The organism is Bradyrhizobium sp. WSM471, from assembly GCF_000244915.1.
Classification (GTDB): Bacteria; Pseudomonadota; Alphaproteobacteria; order Rhizobiales; family Xanthobacteraceae; genus Bradyrhizobium.
In genome coordinates this window covers 2,795,620-2,811,433 of sequence record NZ_CM001442.1, presented here as the reverse complement: position 1 = coordinate 2,811,433, position 15,814 = coordinate 2,795,620, and the positions used below count along the sequence as shown (strand labels likewise).

Sequence of the window (15,814 nt, the reverse complement as noted above, 5' to 3'; positions counted from 1 at the left end):
GCCATCTCCCGCAGTTGCCGGCGCGTGACGGGCGTCTTGATCCTGTCTCTTGCTTGCGCATCCTGCGCAGGACGCCCCTTGCAGGGCGTGCTCGTTCCGGTCGAGGCCGCGGAGAGCACGTCGCGGGTCCCGATCCTTGTTGCGACGACGCGCGAGCGCGCCGCCGTCGACACTGGCGACATGTTCAGCCGCGAACGTGCCGCCGCGATGTCCTACGCGATGGTCTCGGTCTCAATTCCGCCTGACGAGGCCCGCGTGGTCGGAGCGATCCAGTGGCCGGTGGCGCCGCCCGGCGATCCGCGCCGCGAGTTCGTCACGGTGTCGGCCGACTACCTCGACAGGGCCGCCTTCAATACTACGATCAACAGTGTCGCCAAGAAGACCCGCCGCAGCAAGGCGATGATCTTCGTCCACGGCTTCAACAACCGCTTCGACGATGCGGTTTATCGCTTCGCGCAAATCGTCCAGGACTCGCGAGCCCCGGTGATCCCGATCCTGTTCTCTTGGCCCTCGCAAGGCCTGGTCGGATTGCGCGCCTATGAGCGCGACGGCGAGGTCGCCCGTGAATCCGTCGGATCGCTCGACGGGCTGATCGAGCAGGTGGCGCTCAACCCCGCAATCCGCGAGGTCACCGTGCTCTGCCATTCCATGGGCTGCCTGATCACGCTGAATGCCCTCCAGGCCAGGGCACGCCGGACTGGGAAGATCGGCGGCAAAATCAGGAACGTGGCTATGGTGGCCCCCGATGTCGACTTCGCAGCGTTTCGCGAACAGATGCAGGAAATGGGATCGTCGCGGCCGCGCTTCGCGCTGTTCCTGTCGCAGGATGACGGTGCGCTGAAGCTGTCGAAGTCGATCGCGGGCGGCCTCACCCGTCTCGGCGATGTCAACGCGGAGGAAGAGCCCTACAAGGACGAACTGGCGCGGGCCAATATTCTGGTGTTCGACATCACCCGCTTACAGGGACAAGCGCATTCGCGGGCCTTCGAAGACGTGACCACCGTGATGGGCATGATCGAGCGCAGGCTCGCTCAAGGTCAGCAGCTTGCCGAGGACGTTTCGCGGCGACCGGCCGCTGGCGCGCCGGCGCAATAGCGCAACGCGATCTTGCCCAAGATGCGCCGCGATGTCGCAACGACCGCATTGCCGCGGCGCGAACCTCGGGCTAGCCTGCAAAGAAAACGCAGGAAGAAAATCATGCCGCGCATTGCAAACATTGAGACCGGATTCTACCGGATCCCCCTCCCCGTCATGCTCTCCGACTCGACCCATGGCGACATCGCGGCGTTCGAGCTGATCACCTGCCGCATCCGGGATGCCGATGGCGCCGAGGGCGTCGGCTACACCTACACGGTCGGGCGCAATGGCGGCGCCGTCGCCGACATCCTCAAGCGCGAGATCCCGCCGCTGGTCGAGGGCCGCGAGGCCGATGATACCGAAGCGATCTGGCATCACGTCTGGTGGGGCCTGCATTATGGCGGGCGCGGCGGACCGGCGGTGCTGGCGCTCTCGGCGCTCGATATCGCCCTATGGGACTTGAAGGCGCGGCGCGCGACATTGCCGCTGTATCAGTTGCTCGGTGGATTCGACGCGCGCGTGCCCTGCTATGCCGGCGGCATCGATCTCGATCTCTCGGTCGAGGCGCTGCTGAAGCAGACCGACGGCAATCTCGCCAAGGGCTTTCGCGCCATCAAGATGAAGGCCGGCCGGCCCGATCTCAAATCGGATGTGGCGCGGGTCGCGGCGATGCGACAACATCTCGGCGACGGCTTTCCGCTGATGGTGGATGCCAACATGAAATGGACGGTCGAGGAAGCGATCCGCGCCGCCCGGGCGTTCCAACGCTACGACCTCACCTGGCTCGAGGAACCGATCATTCCCGACGATGTCGCGGGCCACACCCGCATCATGCAGGCCGGTGGCGTGCCGATCGCGGCGGGCGAGAATCTGCGTTCGCTGTGGGAGTTCAAGAACTACATCGTCGCAGGCGCAGTGTCCTATCCCGAGCCTGACGTCACCAATTGCGGCGGCGTCTCCGCCTTCATGAAGATCGCGCGGCTGGCGGAGGCGTTTAACCTGCCCGTCACCAGCCACGGCGCGCACGACATCACCGTGCACCTGCTCGCGGCCTGCCCGAACCGGTCGTATCTGGAGGCGCACGGTTTTGGACTCGACAAATATATCGAGCATCCTCTGGTGCTTCAGGACGGACTCGCGCTCGCGCCGGACCGGATCGGCCACGGCATCAGCTTCGACTGGAACGGGCTGGCGAAGCTGTCGGCGTAGCGCGGAGCCACGGCCGCGGGTGCGCCCCCTCTCCCGCTTGCGGGAGAGGGTTGGGGAGAGGGTGTCTCCGCAGTGAGAACCCCAATGACGATCGAGCCCTCTCCCGGCCTCTCCCGGCCTCTCCCGCAAGCGGGAGAGGTAAAGTGGAGCGCGCAGCGCATTCGGTTTGCCCCAGCAATCACCAACGCGTTGCTGCACGCGAGGCATTCGCTGACGCTTGATGCAAGCTGCGGTTATTCGGCTATGGTGTCGACGCCGACACACAATCCGAGAGAATCCCGCCTTGAGCCCCGAGCTGCACCAGAAACTGACCGCGTGGCGCCGGCACTTGCACGCGCATCCCGAACTGTCCCTTCAGGAGGAAGCCACCGCCGCTTTCGTGCAGGACAGACTCACCGAGCTCGGCATTCCCTTCGTGTCAGGCATCGGCGGTCACGGCATCGTCGCGACCCTCACGCGAGGGGCTGCACAGCGCCGGGTCGGCCTGCGCGCCGACATGGATGCGCTGCCGATCACCGAAGATACGGGGCTAGCTTACGCTTCGCAATATCCCGGCGTGATGCATGCCTGCGGCCATGACGGGCACACCGCTTCGCTGCTCGGTGCCGCCGCACTGCTCGCCGCCGATACCAGCTGGAGCGGCACGGTCGATTTCATCTTCCAGCCGGCCGAGGAAGGTTATGGCGGCTCGCGCGCGATGGTCGCGGCCGGGCTGTTCGAGCGCTTTCCGATGCAGCGGGTGTTCGGATTTCACAACTGGCCGGGCCTTGCCGCCGGCACCATCGCGGTCCATGACGGCGTCGTGATGGCCTCCGGCGGGCGTGTCATCATCACCATCGACGGCCATGCCGGACACGCCGGCATGCCGCATCTGACGCGCGATCCGGTGATGGCGGCCGGCCATTTGATCGTGGCGCTGCAATCGATCGTGTCACGCAGCGTCGATCCGCTCGACGCCGCCGTGCTCTCGCTCTGCACGCTCGAAGGCGGCACGGCACGCAACCAAATCGCCGGACGCGTCTCGATCGGCGGCACGCTGCGTTACCATCGTGATGCGGTGAAGGACACCGTCGTGGCGCGGATCGAACAGATCTGCGCCGGGATTGCCACGAGCTTCGGCGTCAAGGTCACGCCCGAGATCGTCATTGGCGTCGGCGTCGTCGTCAACACGCCGGCCGAGGCGGATCTCGCGCGGCTCGCCGCGGACAAGGTGCGGGCCGAGTTGCGGCGCGACCTTGCGCCCAGCATGGCCGGTGAGGATTTCGCCCATTATCTCTCGCGGCGCCCCGGCGCCTTCGTCTGGATCGGCAACGGCGAATTGCGTGATGGCGCCGAGCTGCACGGCCCGCGCTATGATTTCAACGACGCGATTCTACCGGTGGCGGCAGGCTGGATGGCGGAAGTCGCCAAGGCGGCACTGGCCTCAAACTAGGCGGCGCTAGCCTCGAACTAGGCCCGCTCAGGAGATCTCGCGCGGCAGCTTCCAGCCCGGCTTCGGCTCGAACGTCTCCTCGACCTGCGCGACGTGGTAGCCGGCTGGCAGAAGCCGGCCGCCCTCCTCGTCCGCGACCGGCACGTCGGTCACCAGCCCCTCGATCAATGCGGCTTCCCACACCTCCTTCTCGGAGGGAAAGGGGTCGCCGATCTGCTTGTTGCCTTCGAACAGCGCGTACATCGGTTCCGGTCCTGCGTTGATCAAGCTCACGAGCAACGTATCGGCCGCACGGACGTTCCCATCCGGCAAATCGCAACGGATGGACACGTCGAACATGGCGCGCGTTCTGATCGGAACTTCCGGCTGGCACTACGCCTCCTGGCGAGGCCCGTTCTTTCCCGAGGGCGTGACGCTGAAGCAGCAGCTTAGCTATTATGCCGGACAATTCGACACCACCGAGCTGAACGGGGTGTTCTACCGCACCCCGACGCCGGAGGCCGTCGAAGGTTGGCGGGCGCAGACCGGCCGCGATTTCGTCTTCGCGTGGAAAGCGTCGAAATTCATTACGCATTGGAAGCGCCTATCGGACCGCTCGGTGAACAGCCTCGAGCTGCTCGAGGATCGCATCTCACGGCTCGGCGGCAAGGCCGGCCCGATCCTGTTCCAACTGCCGCCGCAATTCGAGGCCGACGCGGACCGCCTCGCCGGCTTCTTCAAGCTGTTGTCGCGGAAGCGGCGCTACAGTTTCGAATTCCGTCATCCGAGCTGGTATCAGCCACGCATCTTGCGGATGCTGGCCGAAGAGAACATCTCGCTGTGCCTGTCCGATCATCACGACGCGCCCGCGCCATGGAAGCGCACGGCCGATTTCGTCTATGTGCGCGGGCACGGGCCCAGCGGGCGTTATCACGGGCACTATACGAAACCCACGCTGGCGCAATGGGCGCGGCGCATCAAGTCCTGGAAGCGGCAGGGCTGCGACGTCTACGTCTATTTCGACAACGACCAGAAGAGCGCGGCGCCGGCCGATGCAGGAGCGTTGAAGCAATTGCTCAACGTGCGGCAAAGCGCGGCGATCACGACGGCAAGCCGCCGTGCAGGCGCCGTTGTTCACCGCTAGACGATGCCGCCCTGCCGGAGCGCCGCGATCGCGGCCTTGTCGTAGCCGAGCTCGCCCAGGATGAGATCGGTATGCTCGCCGAGCGTGGGCGGGCGCGTCGCGATTTCGCCGGGCGTTTCCGAGAGGCGGACGGCGGCGCGCGCCACCGGTGCGGGCTTCGGTAGGCCGGGATAGTCGACGTCCTGCATGAAGCCGGCGGCGCGGATGTGCGGATGATCGAGCGCCTGCTGCGGGCTCAGCACGGGGCCGGTCGGAATCATGGCCTTGCCCAGGGTGTCGACGGCTTCCTGCGTGGTGCGCTCGGCGCACCAGCGCGCCATCCGCTCGCTGATGACAGGACCGTTGTTGCCGCGGCTGATGTCGTCGGCAAAGCGCGGATCGTTCAGCCAGACCTCCTCCTCGCCCATCAGCTTCGCCCAGCGCTTGAACAGCGGATGTCCCGTGACCTGGCACAGCACCCAGCCGTCCCTGGTGCGGTAGATGTCGGCGGGCGCCGCGGTCTGGCCGAGATTGCCTGATGGCACGCGATTGACGTTGATGACAGCCTGCTCGATCAGCGTGGCATTGGTGAAGGACAAGGCGGTTGCGAGCAACGCGCCCTCGACGATCTGCCCACGCCCGGATTTGCCGCGCTCGATCAGCGCGGCCAGCGTGCCGAACGCGCAATGCAGCGCGGTTCCGAAATCGACCCAGTTGACCGCTGCCCGGTAGGGTGGATCGCCGGCGCCCGTCATGTACACCGAGCCCGACATGACCTGGCCTACGCCGTCGAAACCGACGCGGTCGGACCATGGCCCCGGCCCGCCGAACGCGGTTGCCGTCGTCAGGATGATGTCCGGCTTGATGGCCTTGAGCGAGTCGTAGTCGAGCTTCATCGCGCGCAAGGTCTGCGGCGGCAAATTGGCGACCACCACGTCCGCGGTCGCAATCAGCCGGCGCATCACCTCCTGCCCTTCCGGCTTCATCGGATCGAGCGTGAGGCACTTCTTGTTGCGGTTGACCTGAAGAAACAGCGCGCCTTCGCCATTTTCGCCCACCGGCGCCACGAAGCGGTCCTCGCTGCCGTCGCGCTTCTCCACGCGAATGACCTCGGCGCCGAATTCGGCCAGCAAGGTCGCGCAATAGGGGCCCGCGATATAGCGCCCGAAATCGAGAACGCGGACGCCGTCCAGAACCCCTCCCATCGATCTCTTTCCTTTGTGCTGTTTGTCAGCTTACAGGGATTGGCATTTGCGGCAAGGTGGCAACGGACGTCACGCCCGCCCTCGAGATGTGATCGGCGAATCATTTCGACTGGCGGAAATTGTGCTCTAGTATGGGCCTGTCTCTCCCGCATCAGAGCCCCGTCCATGCCGCAACAATTCGATCGATCCAAAGAAGATCTCGGCAACGCGATCCATTTCGAGCACGTCAACATCCAGGTCCCGGACCAGCGCCTCGCCACGCTGTTCTATGTCGCAGGCCTTGGGCTCACCCGCGATCCCTTTCTGATGGTGTCCGACACCAACATGTGGATCAACGCCGGACGGAGCCAGTTTCACTTGCCGAGCGGCCGGCCGCAGGTGCTGCGCGGTCATGTCGGGCTGGTCATCGCGGGCCGCGAGGCGCTGCTGGCGCGATTGGCGTCGGTCGCCAAAAAGCTCGAGGGCACCGCGTTCGCCTTCGCCGAGCATAACGACCATGTCGAGGCGATTTGTCCGTGGGGCAACCGGCTGCGCTGTTACGAGCCCGACGCCGCGCGCTTCGGTCGCGTCGCGCTCGGCATTCCCTATGTCGAATTCGACGTACCGGTGGGATCCGCCGCGCGCATCTGCGCCTTCTACCCCGAGATCATGGGCATGCCATCCGAGTTGCGGAACGGCGACGGCGCGGTTGCCGCCGTGAGGACGGGCCGCGACCAGCATCTGTTGTTCCGCGAGACCGATCGGCCGCAAGGCGACTATGACGGCCACCATGTGCAGATGTACATCACCGATTTCTCCGGCCCTTATCGCAAGCTGCTGGCGCGCGATTTGATCTCGCGCGAGGACAATCAGTACCAGTATCGGTTTTGCGACATCCTCGATCTCGACAGCGGCAAGCCGCTGTTCACGGTCGAGCACGAGGTGCGCAGCGCCACCCACCCGATGTTCATGCGACCGATGGTCAATCGCAATCCGGCGCTGAACAATCGCAATTACGCGTCCGGCCACGATCAATCGCTTTGGGCGATGGGGCCGGACCAGTACGAGGGATAAGCAAACCTTGCACCTGGCAGCGGCAACGTCGGAAGTCCCGGTTGCAGCAGGGCGGCCCCGCTCGGGGCAGGGCCGCCCGCATGCTCCGTGTGCTCCTCAGCCGGGTTAGCGTCCCTCCCGCCGTTCAGGCTTTGCTTGCTTTGCCTCGCGTCCCTGCCCAAAGCCCTCGAGCCTGAAACGCGCCCCTCCCCAGCGGTCGCCGGCCAGGCAGCCTTGTGTCAACTGGAGCGTGGATCCGTCATGCCAGATCACCCGTTCTCGCCGGCAATGCATCCGCGGCGCGCGGTGCCGCGCCTTGGACTTGCTCCGGCGATGTCGATTTCGGCGCGGCGCGGGCGAGGCCGGCAAGCGCCAGCTTGCGGCGCCGTCGTGCCTGCAATTGCTGATCCGCCAACACGCCGATCAGAATGACCGTGCCCATCACCGCGAAATTCAGTGAGTTGGGAATGCCCAGGATGTTCACGAGGTTCTGCAACACCTGCAGCAACGCCGTGCCCAGCACGATACCGAGAATTGACCCCTCGCCGCCGCGCAGGCTGCACCCGCCCAGCACGGCAGCCGCGATCGCGTAGAGCTCATAGAAATTGCCAAAGGAACTCGGAGACACCGAGTTCGTGTAGAACACGAACAAGACCGTCGCAACTCCGGCGAGCCCACCACTGATGATATAGGCAGTGGCGATCACCATATTCGTGTTGATGCCGGAGAAGCGCGCCGCCTCCTCGTTCTTGCCGACGGCATAAAGCCAGCGTCCGTAGACCGTGCGGTGCAGCACCACGCCGAGGACCAGCGCAAGAATGATCAGGAGAATGAAGGTGTTCGGGATGCCCGCCACATGGCCGGAGGCAATGCTGCTCAGGGTCGCGGCCTCGTCGCCGTAACCGAAGCCGCGGGTCGAATCGGTCGTGTAGTAGCGGGCGGCGCCGCGATAGATCAGCAACCCACATAGCGTCACGATGAAGGGCTGCATCTTCAGCCGGGTGATCAGAAGCCCCTGGATGCCGCCGAGCACCAGCCCGCCCAACAGCACGGCCGCCAGCGCCAGGGGCCACGGCACTTGGTAGGTCGTCAGAAGGTCGACGAACACGACGCCGAGCAGCGCAAACATCGAGCCGAGCGAAAGGTCGATGCCGCCGGTGATGATCACGAGCCCTTCGCCAAGCGCAAACACGCCGAACAGGCCGATCAGATTGGCCATATTCAGCAGGTTCACCAGCGACAGGAAGGCCGGATTGATCATGCCCGTGATGACGGAAATCACCACGAGCAGCAGGCCGAGGCCGAGTTCTTTTTTGTTCATGGGGCAGCGGCTTCCACGGTTTCCAGCGCCTGGCCCATCGCAAGCCGCAGCACGTTGTATTCACTGAATTGCCGTCGCTCCAACACGCCGCTGACACTGCCTTCGTGCATCACCGCCACGCGATCGGAGACACCGATGACCTCCTCCATGTCCGAGGAGATCATCACGATCGCGACGCCCTGGTCGGCGAGTTCGCGCATCAACGCGTAGATCTCGCTCTTGGCACCGACATCGATGCCGCGGGTGGGCTCGTCGAAGAACATCACGCGCGGCTGCATGGACAGCCATTTGCCGAGCACGACCTTCTGCTGGTTGCCGCCGGAGAGCGTCACCACCTCCATGTCGATGCTCGGCGCCTTGATGGAGAGGCGCCTGACCTGCTCTTTCGCGACCTTGCGCTCGGCTGCGCCGCTGACCAGCCACATCCGCACATAATTCAGCAGACCGGCCAGCGTCACGTTCTCCCGGATCGGCAGTTCCAGCACGAGCCCGGATTTCTTGCGGTCCTCCGGCACCAGATAGATGCCTTGCCTGATCGCGTCCCGCGGCGACGCGATTGCGATCGGCGCGTTATCGATCCTGATCTCGCCGCCCAGCAGCGGGTCGACGCCGAAGGCCGCACGGGCAAGAGAAGTGCGGCCAGCGCCCACGAGCCCCGCCAGGCCCAGGATCTCGCCATGCCGCACGGAAAGATCAACCTGCCGGTCGGGAAAGGCTGATGTCACGACGCCGACGATGTCGCAGCCGCCCGGCTGCGGCGGTCGTTTCGGCGGGGTATACAGCGCCTTCAGGTCGCGGCCGATCATCAGCCTGATCATTGCGGCATGGCTGAGTTGATCTCGCGCCAGCTCTCCCACCGTGCGCCCATCGCGCAGCACCACGACGCGGTCGGCGCAGGTCATGATCTCGCCGAGCCGGTGGGAGATATAGATCACCGAGATGCCGTGCGCCTTCAGATCGGCAATCACCTCCAGCAGACGCTCGGTCTCCGAAATCGTCAGGCTCGAGGTCGGCTCGTCCATGATGATCACGCGGGCATCGATCGAGAGCGCCTTGGCGATCTCAACCATCTGGCGTTCGGCGATCGACAAATTGTCGACCAGCGTGTCAGGGGTGAAATCTGCGCCCAGACGCTGCAGCAGCGGCATCACGCGAGCGCGCATCTGCGCGCTGTCCACCAGCTTCAGCGGGCCGCCGACGAGCTTCTCGCGTCCGATGAAGACGTTGGCGGCGACGTCGAGATTCTCGAACAGGTTCAGTTCCTGGTGCACGAAGGCGATGCCGGTCTGCGTCGCCTCGCTCACCGTCATTTCTGCATGGTCAGTTCCGCCGATGCGGATCACGCCCGCGCTTGGCGCGATCACGCCGCCCAAAACGCGCATCAAAGTCGACTTGCCGGCGCCGTTCTCGCCGATCAGGCCCAACACTTCGCCACGGTACACGCGCAGGCTGACATCGTTGAGGGCCATGACCCCGGGATAGGACTTGCTGATCCCGGCGAGTTCGAACAGGATTTCCGCCATTCACTTCCTCCCAACCGACGCCCGACGGCATTCTCGCCGGGCGTCGAAAGGTACAGAGGGTCACTTCTTCAGCAGCTCCTTCATGTGAGCGGTGAACTCCGCGACATTGGTCTTGCTGATCACTTGGGTCGGCACGATCAGCTTGCTGTCGGCGGGAATCCAGGACTTGTCGCCCTTCAGCGTCTTGATGATGTTGGTGGCGGAGAGATAGCCGAATTCGAACGGCTGCTGCACCACCGTCGACTCGATCGTGCCGTCGGAAATTCCCCGCAATGTGCGCTGGTCCTCGTCGAAGCCGACGATCTTCACCTTGCCGGCCTTGCCCGCCGCCTTGACCGCGTCATAGATCAGCGGTGTCTCGTAGCTCCAAAGGCCGGACAGCAGCGCGATGTCGGGATATTTGACGAGCACGTTCTCCATGTTCGCCTTGGCCTTGGCGGAGTCCACCTGGTCCGTGAACACGTCGACCAGCTCGATCTTGGTGCCGGCGATCGAATCCTTGATACCCTGCACTCGCTCGCGGGCGTTGTCCGCGTCCATCGTGCCGACGAACAGCGCAATCTTGCCACCGTTCGGCAATGCCTTCTTGAACTCCTCGCCTGCTTGCCGCCCGGCCGCGACGTTGTCGGTGCCGATATAGGCGAGACGCTTGCTCTGCGGCGCGTCGCTGTCCGTCGTAATCAACACGGTCTGGGACGCGACCTTGTTGAGTTCTTCGGTTGCGTGCGGCGCATCGTCGACCGAGATGGAGATGCCGGCAACGCCGCGCACCAGCAGGTCGTCCAGCAAGCGCCGCTGGCCCGCCGCGGTCGCATCGTTGGTGACGATCAACTGGATATCGTATTCCGGGTGCTCCTTTTGAGCCTTCTCGAGCCCGCGGCCGGCAATGGTCCAGAAATCGGCCGCGGCATTGGTGACCAGCGCGATGGTCTTTTTCTGCTGGGCCTGCGCCGCCCCCGTAGCAACCGCCAGCGCAGCTGCGGTCGCAAACAGCGACACCATCAGTTTCTTCATCGATCCGTTCATGTACACCTCCCTTGGTCACCCCCGTTGAGGGGTTTCACAGCGCTTATGCGCCATCTTTTATTTACGTCGCGAACAAATGCAGCAGGGCAAACCAGCCGGATCAGGATGTATGCGCCCCTTCTTCCAGTCTAAATAGTACATGCGGTACGATATTAGTAAACATGGCTGCTGCAAACCGTATTCCGATTGTGCTTTTCCGGTCGCACCGGCATCTCATTTCTGCATTAAATTTACCTGATGAATTAAAGAGGCAGCATGGTTGACCAAATTGAGCCGTCCAGACGAGTGTCGAACACGGCTCGTGAATCCAACCGCGGCCGTCTCGTCGACGTCTTGCGACGCCAGGGGCCGCTGCCGCGCGTGGCGTTGGCCCGAAGCACTGGCCTGAGCTTCCCGGCGGTTTCCGGCCTGACGTCGCGACTGATCGCGGAAGAGCTGCTCTGCGAGACCGAGACGGCGGCAAGCCCCTGGTCCGAGGACGGCGAGGAAGAGGATGCGGACGGGCTGAATGGCCGCCGCCGCGGCCGGCCGGCCGTGCTGCTGACCCTGAATCCGGAGTTCGGGCGCATCGCCGCGGTCTCCGTGCGCATGAACCTGATCGAGACGCTGATCGCGGATTTCCGGGGCTCCGGCGTGGCGCAGTCGCGACTTGCACTATCGACGCGCGCGCTCGATGCAGGCGCGCTGCGCGATCTCGTGATCGCGCAGATCAATGCGCTGCTCGATGCGACGGCGACGCCGCGCCATCGGCTGCTGGGAATCGGCATTGCGCTGCAAGGCATCGTGAACGTCGACACCGGCTCGACGCTGTGGAGTCCCGCGCTGTCGATCACCGAGGTCGATCTCGCGACGCCGATACGTCAGGCGTTCGGGGTCGAGGTCGTGATGGCGAACGACGCTGTCGCGGTCGCGCTCGCCATCACGGCCGCCGAACCGGCATTGGCGCAAGGCCTCTCGGCCACTATCATGGTCGGTCACGGCATCGGGATGGGCGTCGTTGCCGATGGTGAAGCACGCTGGGGCGCCGGCAGCGAGATCGGCCATGTCAAGCTGGCGCCGGATGGCCCGCAATGCCGCTGCGGCCAGCGCGGCTGTATCGAGGCTTACCTTGCCGATTATGCGCTCTACCGCGATGCCCGCACCTTTCTCGATCTGCCGCCGGCGGACTCGCAGCAGCCATCCGAGGGACAGATGGCCCTGCTGCGCGAGCGCGCACTGGGCGGCGATCCACGTCTCGAGCACCTGTTCCTGCAGGCAGGTCGCGCGCTCGCCGAGGCGGTCGCGGCAACGATATCCGTATTGCGCCCACACCATGTCATCCTGGCGGGTCCAGGCCTGATGGCATTCGACATGATGCGCCACGCCTATGAAGAGCGGCTTGAGCAGGCGGTGTTGCCATGGCTGCTCAGATCCACGGCGATCCATCTGCGTCCAAGCGAGTCGGCGGTCATTGTCGAGGGCATGGTGCGGCGGACGCTGCGGGTCGTCGACCAAAACCACATGGAAGCGACCGAGTAAGCGCCGAGAGCTGCGGCGCGCTGGCTGGGGCGGGAGGGTCCCCACTCAGATTTCGGTCCATGGCCGTTGCAGCTACGCACCTGAAAAGACTGGAGAAAATCCGGGCGACACTGGCAATGTGTAGCATCCTGGGGTCGCACTATCAAGAAACACCAAAACCGAAACGGCGGCGGCAATCTTGAAGCCGTCGCATCTGAACCAACTGGCCACCACACTGTCGTCTCACGTCCGGAGCGACCGCAACACAGGATGAGCGACCATACCGCCCCAAGCTGGAAGCCGTTCATGTCGTGCGGCTTGAGCGGCGCGCGGCCAACGTGTGCGACAGCAGCAGCGCCGCGGGGGAGTCGAAGAAGGCGCAGGCCAAGATGCTTGGGGAAGGACGCGCTTGAGAGTTCGCGTCCAGCACAATGGCTGTGTGGCAGACACAATGAAGCTGAAAAGCTCAGTCAGCCAGGCATTCCGAGTTCTGTATCTCCCAGATCACGCGTTCCTTGTTCGAGAATTGGCCGTTACAGTTTGCGGGATTAGGCATTTCTTTTTGAAAGAAGTAACGCAGCTTGCAACACATGTGGGTCCGGCTCACGTCCACCTCGTCGCGCGACTTCCCTGCCTTGTAAGGACCCGGTGCACAACCCGGCCCCCACACGGCCGAAACGCGGTCGGTAGTTCGGAGCGGCATCACCGCAAACAAGGTAACGGCGGTACGGATTGGGCTGGGAGGCGCTCGACATTCGGGGACATCAAGCCGCCGGGCCCGCGCCGCTTCTTTCCTTGATCACGTTGCGTGTCGCGGGCCTACTGGTCCTCATGCTCCAACTGTTCGGCAAGTCCCTTGTATTCTTCAGTCAGATCCTTGATCTTTTCAGCGAATTCCGGGTGAGCCGCCCCTTCGGCTAATTGACGCAACCACACGGCCCTTTTGCGCGACCTTTCCGTGTCAAGATCGATAGGAGCTTTCAGATGCATTTGCTTTTCCTCCTATGCTCACAGAAAAGCCGCCCCGAAGAGCGGCCTTTCCATCCTTGGACGCAATTGTGTGCGGCGTTCGAGCGCCGTCTTCGGCAGACGTTGAAGCATACTCCCACTCCTCGGGCGATTACTATCGTGCAGCGAACCGAGCCACATCACGACTGAACCTTCCTCGCCCGAGCGCAGGTCATGATAGTCAGGATTTTCCTGACGGGCGACAAGCGATCTCCCGACTGCCCGGCGAGCTGCCCATCGCTACATTTCGTTGGGCCTGAAGTGATTGTTCGTGCAGAGTCCCGTGAGGAACGCATTTTTTGAGGGCGCCCCGGCCGACAACTTTTTGCGCAGCATCAAAAACGACTCGCCGTAGAGCCGAAAAACTCGCGTGCAGGTGCCAGCAAGGCTCGGGCTGCAGGTACCGGCCTTGCGTGCGCACACTCATCTGCCCGCTTCTGTCCGCATGTGCAATTGCTCGATCGACAACTCCCCTCTATCCGCGATCTCGGCGCCGCACGTTGTCGAACCACTGGCTGCTCACAGGAGCAGCTGGGTAGGAGTCATCTAAATGTACGGCACCCTGCTGCTACTCGTCATTCTAATCGCTCTCTCCGTCTTCGGCCTCGTGGCCTTGGAGGTCGCGGCGCGTCGATCGCCTGAAGGTAAACCTCAAGCGGCCAGGCCGAAGCGGCGGCTGAGATAATCCACGTTTCTCGGTCCATTCGCTGGAGATTGCTCAATCGATAGCCGCCGTGCAACGGCGGCTATCGCGGCGCTCTGTCCGTGTCCTTATTTACTCGGTGCTGGGAGGCGAGCCGGCGAGTGATCGCTTGAGCCGCCCGTCGCATTCGGAGACGAACCCGGTGCGCCACTCGTTGCATACAGGTAGAGGGCCACGACGAACATCAGAATGGATACGATGCTGACGATCCAGCCAACGGGGCCGCTCGCGCGGGAGCCCCACAAGCTTGATCCGTTACCGTTTGGTTGAGGCATTTTGTTCTCCCAAGCCAACGATACTGGACCGCGGCCTTTCAGCACATGAGGCTTCTTAGCGCAGTCCGGTTCGGGCATGATCGGCCCGAAATTCGGATTCGGAGGTTCGTTTTGCTGGTCGCACTCGTCGTCGTTTTCGTCGTGGTTTATGCCGCTATAGCGCTTGAGCACCCGATCCAAATAGAGAAATCAGCTTCCGCCCTCTTTGGGGCCGGCCTGCTCTGGACGATCTATGCCGTGGGTGCAACTGACCACGAAGCGATCGTCGATCAGCTCCGCGAGACCATCGGTTCGACGGCAGGGATCATATTTTTCCTGATGGGCGCCATGACCATCGTCGAGGTCATAGACGCCCACGACGGATTCGAGATCATCACCTCGCAAATCAACACGAAGAAATTGACGACCCTGCTGTGGCTCATCTGCACCGTGACGTTTTTTCTGAGCGCCGTGTTGGATAATCTCACCACCACCATCGTCATGGTTTCGCTGATCAGGAAGCTGCTGGACAAGCAAAGTGATCGGCTGTTGTTCGTCGCGATGATCGTGATCGCTGCCAACGCAGGCGGCGCGTGGTCCCCCATCGGGGACGTCACCACGACCATGCTGTGGATCGGCGGCCAGATCACCGCTCTCGCCATAGTCAAGACGCTATTCCTCGCGTCCCTCACGAACATGCTGATCCCGCTGCTCATCGTGAATTACCGGTTGCGCGGGCGAACCTTCGCGGCTCCCAAGGTCGATGGCAGCGACGATGCCTTTACGCCCGCCTTCGAACGAAACGTCATGTTCACCCTCGGGGTTGCCATCCTCGTCCTGGTGCCAGCGTTCAAAACCGTTACGCACCTGCCGCCTTTCATGGGCATCCTCTTCGGCTTGGGAACATTGTGGCTCGTCGGAGAGGTCATTCATCGCCGGAAGCAACTGCTGGAGAGAAGGCCGTTGACTGTGGCGCACGCTCTTACCCAGATCGACCTCAGCTCAATCGTCTTCTTCCTGGGCATTCTGCTGGCCGTTGCCACGCTGGAGCACACCCATATTCTGGCCGCCCTTGCAGCCTGGCTGGATCAAAGCATCGGCCGCACCGACGCAATCGTGCTTGCGTTGGGGCTGCTCAGCGCCATCGTCGACAACGTTCCATTGGTCGCAGCATCGATGGGCATGTATGGAATGGGCCAGTATCCACCGGACAGTTTCCTCTGGGAATTCATCGCCTACTGCGCCGGCACGGGCGGATCGATACTGATCATCGGCTCCGCTGCGGGCGTTGCCGCGATGGGAATCGAGAAGATCCAGTTCATTTGGTACATGCGAAAAATCAGCGTACTCGCGATTCTCGGATACTTCGCCGGAGCGGCGGTCTACATTGTGCAGTTCCGGTACTTTCACTGAACGCAGATTCTT

13 protein-coding genes are annotated in these 15,814 nt (G+C 63.4%); 7 read left to right on the top strand and 6 right to left on the bottom strand.

All coding sequences use genetic code 11. The features are described from left to right. Positions 1 to 87: 87 nt before the first annotated feature. From BRA471DRAFT_RS12195 to BRA471DRAFT_RS12185, 3 genes are all read left to right on the top strand, one after another. A complete protein-coding gene (locus BRA471DRAFT_RS12195) occupies positions 88 to 1,095 on the top strand; it encodes an alpha/beta hydrolase (RefSeq protein WP_231171151.1) in 1,008 nt (335 codons plus the stop codon). A 102-nt stretch (positions 1,096 to 1,197) separates the two neighbouring features. Continuing rightward, positions 1,198 to 2,286 (top strand): mandelate racemase/muconate lactonizing enzyme family protein, encoded by a 1,089-nt coding sequence (locus tag BRA471DRAFT_RS12190; protein WP_007607542.1) that lies wholly within the window; start codon positions 1,198 to 1,200, stop codon positions 2,284 to 2,286. A 283-nt stretch (positions 2,287 to 2,569) separates the two neighbouring features. After that, positions 2,570 to 3,718 carry an amidohydrolase gene (locus BRA471DRAFT_RS12185; RefSeq protein WP_007607540.1) on the top strand — a complete coding sequence of 383 codons (1,149 nt, stop codon included), beginning with the start codon at positions 2,570 to 2,572 and terminating at the stop codon, positions 3,716 to 3,718. A gap of 27 nt (positions 3,719 to 3,745) precedes the next feature. Here BRA471DRAFT_RS12185 and BRA471DRAFT_RS12180 read toward each other — a convergent pair whose 3' ends face one another. Further along, positions 3,746 to 4,057, bottom strand: coding sequence for a hypothetical protein (locus BRA471DRAFT_RS12180; RefSeq protein ID WP_231171106.1), 312 nt, complete (start codon positions 4,055 to 4,057; stop codon positions 3,746 to 3,748). Here BRA471DRAFT_RS12180 and BRA471DRAFT_RS12175 point away from each other — a divergent pair. Next, complete coding sequence (locus tag BRA471DRAFT_RS12175) at positions 4,056 to 4,841, top strand: DUF72 domain-containing protein (protein ID WP_007607538.1); 786 nt, start codon at positions 4,056 to 4,058, stop codon at positions 4,839 to 4,841. The two genes, BRA471DRAFT_RS12180 and BRA471DRAFT_RS12175, sit on opposite strands and share 2 nt — an antisense overlap. Here the strand turns inward: BRA471DRAFT_RS12175 and BRA471DRAFT_RS12170 are convergent. Then, positions 4,838 to 6,025, bottom strand: coding sequence for a CaiB/BaiF CoA-transferase family protein (locus tag BRA471DRAFT_RS12170; RefSeq protein WP_007607537.1), 1,188 nt, complete (start codon positions 6,023 to 6,025; stop codon positions 4,838 to 4,840). The genes BRA471DRAFT_RS12175 and BRA471DRAFT_RS12170 overlap by 4 nt on opposite strands. Positions 6,026 to 6,190: 165 nt before the next feature. Here BRA471DRAFT_RS12170 and BRA471DRAFT_RS12165 point away from each other — a divergent pair, with 165 nt between their 5' ends. Continuing rightward, positions 6,191 to 7,078, top strand: coding sequence for a VOC family protein (locus BRA471DRAFT_RS12165; RefSeq protein WP_007607534.1), 888 nt, complete (start codon positions 6,191 to 6,193; stop codon positions 7,076 to 7,078). A gap of 238 nt (positions 7,079 to 7,316) precedes the next feature. On the opposite strand, the gene BRA471DRAFT_RS12160 is transcribed toward BRA471DRAFT_RS12165, so the two are convergent. Genes BRA471DRAFT_RS12160 through BRA471DRAFT_RS12150 form a run of 3 tightly spaced genes read right to left on the bottom strand, consistent with a single transcriptional unit; the run spans position 7,317 to position 10,927 of the window. Next, the gene (locus BRA471DRAFT_RS12160) at positions 7,317 to 8,378 is read right to left on the bottom strand and encodes an ABC transporter permease (RefSeq protein ID WP_007607532.1); all 1,062 of its coding nucleotides are present in this window, start codon (positions 8,376 to 8,378) and stop codon (positions 7,317 to 7,319) included. Further along, positions 8,375 to 9,901, bottom strand: a complete 1,527-nt coding sequence (locus BRA471DRAFT_RS12155) for a sugar ABC transporter ATP-binding protein (RefSeq protein ID WP_007607530.1) — start codon at positions 9,899 to 9,901, stop codon at positions 8,375 to 8,377. Before BRA471DRAFT_RS12155 ends, BRA471DRAFT_RS12160 begins: the two co-directional genes overlap by 4 nt. A 60-nt stretch (positions 9,902 to 9,961) precedes the next feature. Next, complete coding sequence (locus BRA471DRAFT_RS12150) at positions 9,962 to 10,927, bottom strand: sugar-binding protein (RefSeq protein ID WP_007607528.1); 966 nt, start codon at positions 10,925 to 10,927, stop codon at positions 9,962 to 9,964. A 255-nt stretch (positions 10,928 to 11,182) separates the two neighbouring features. Between BRA471DRAFT_RS12150 and BRA471DRAFT_RS12145 the strand changes: the two genes are divergently transcribed. Continuing rightward, positions 11,183 to 12,445: an ROK family protein gene (locus tag BRA471DRAFT_RS12145; RefSeq protein WP_007607526.1), complete on the top strand. Its 1,263-nt coding sequence runs from the start codon at positions 11,183 to 11,185 to the stop codon at positions 12,443 to 12,445. Between the two features lie 798 nt (positions 12,446 to 13,243). Here BRA471DRAFT_RS12145 and BRA471DRAFT_RS38320 read toward each other — a convergent pair. Next, entirely contained in the window at positions 13,244 to 13,414 is a 171-nt protein-coding gene (locus BRA471DRAFT_RS38320; protein WP_007607525.1) for a hypothetical protein, read from the bottom strand. A gap of 1,107 nt (positions 13,415 to 14,521) precedes the next feature. Here BRA471DRAFT_RS38320 and nhaD point away from each other — a divergent pair. Beyond that, on the top strand, positions 14,522 to 15,802 hold the full coding sequence (gene nhaD, locus BRA471DRAFT_RS12135) for a sodium:proton antiporter NhaD (RefSeq protein WP_007607518.1): 1,281 nt from the start codon (positions 14,522 to 14,524) through the stop codon (positions 15,800 to 15,802). The last annotated feature ends 12 nt before the right edge of the window (positions 15,803 to 15,814 follow it).

What these genes read in the sequence shown, in the direction of transcription:
- BRA471DRAFT_RS12190 (WP_007607542.1), top strand. Translation starts at nt 1,198, where the DNA reads ATGCCGCGCATTGCAAACATTGAGACCGGATTCTACCGGATCCCCCTC.
- BRA471DRAFT_RS12175 (WP_007607538.1), top strand. Translation starts at nt 4,056, where the DNA reads ATGGCGCGCGTTCTGATCGGAACTTCCGGCTGGCACTACGCCTCCTGG.
- BRA471DRAFT_RS12180 (WP_231171106.1), bottom strand. Translation starts at nt 4,057, where the DNA reads ATGTTCGACGTGTCCATCCGTTGCGATTTGCCGGATGGGAACGTCCGT.
- BRA471DRAFT_RS12170 (WP_007607537.1), bottom strand. Translation starts at nt 6,025, where the DNA reads ATGGGAGGGGTTCTGGACGGCGTCCGCGTTCTCGATTTCGGGCGCTAT.
- BRA471DRAFT_RS12165 (WP_007607534.1), top strand. Translation starts at nt 6,191, where the DNA reads ATGCCGCAACAATTCGATCGATCCAAAGAAGATCTCGGCAACGCGATC.
- BRA471DRAFT_RS12160 (WP_007607532.1), bottom strand. Translation starts at nt 8,378, where the DNA reads ATGAACAAAAAAGAACTCGGCCTCGGCCTGCTGCTCGTGGTGATTTCC.
- BRA471DRAFT_RS12155 (WP_007607530.1), bottom strand. Translation starts at nt 9,901, where the DNA reads ATGGCGGAAATCCTGTTCGAACTCGCCGGGATCAGCAAGTCCTATCCC.
- BRA471DRAFT_RS12150 (WP_007607528.1), bottom strand. Translation starts at nt 10,927, where the DNA reads ATGAACGGATCGATGAAGAAACTGATGGTGTCGCTGTTTGCGACCGCA.
- BRA471DRAFT_RS12145 (WP_007607526.1), top strand. Translation starts at nt 11,183, where the DNA reads ATGGTTGACCAAATTGAGCCGTCCAGACGAGTGTCGAACACGGCTCGT.
- BRA471DRAFT_RS38320 (WP_007607525.1), bottom strand. Translation starts at nt 13,414, where the DNA reads ATGCATCTGAAAGCTCCTATCGATCTTGACACGGAAAGGTCGCGCAAA.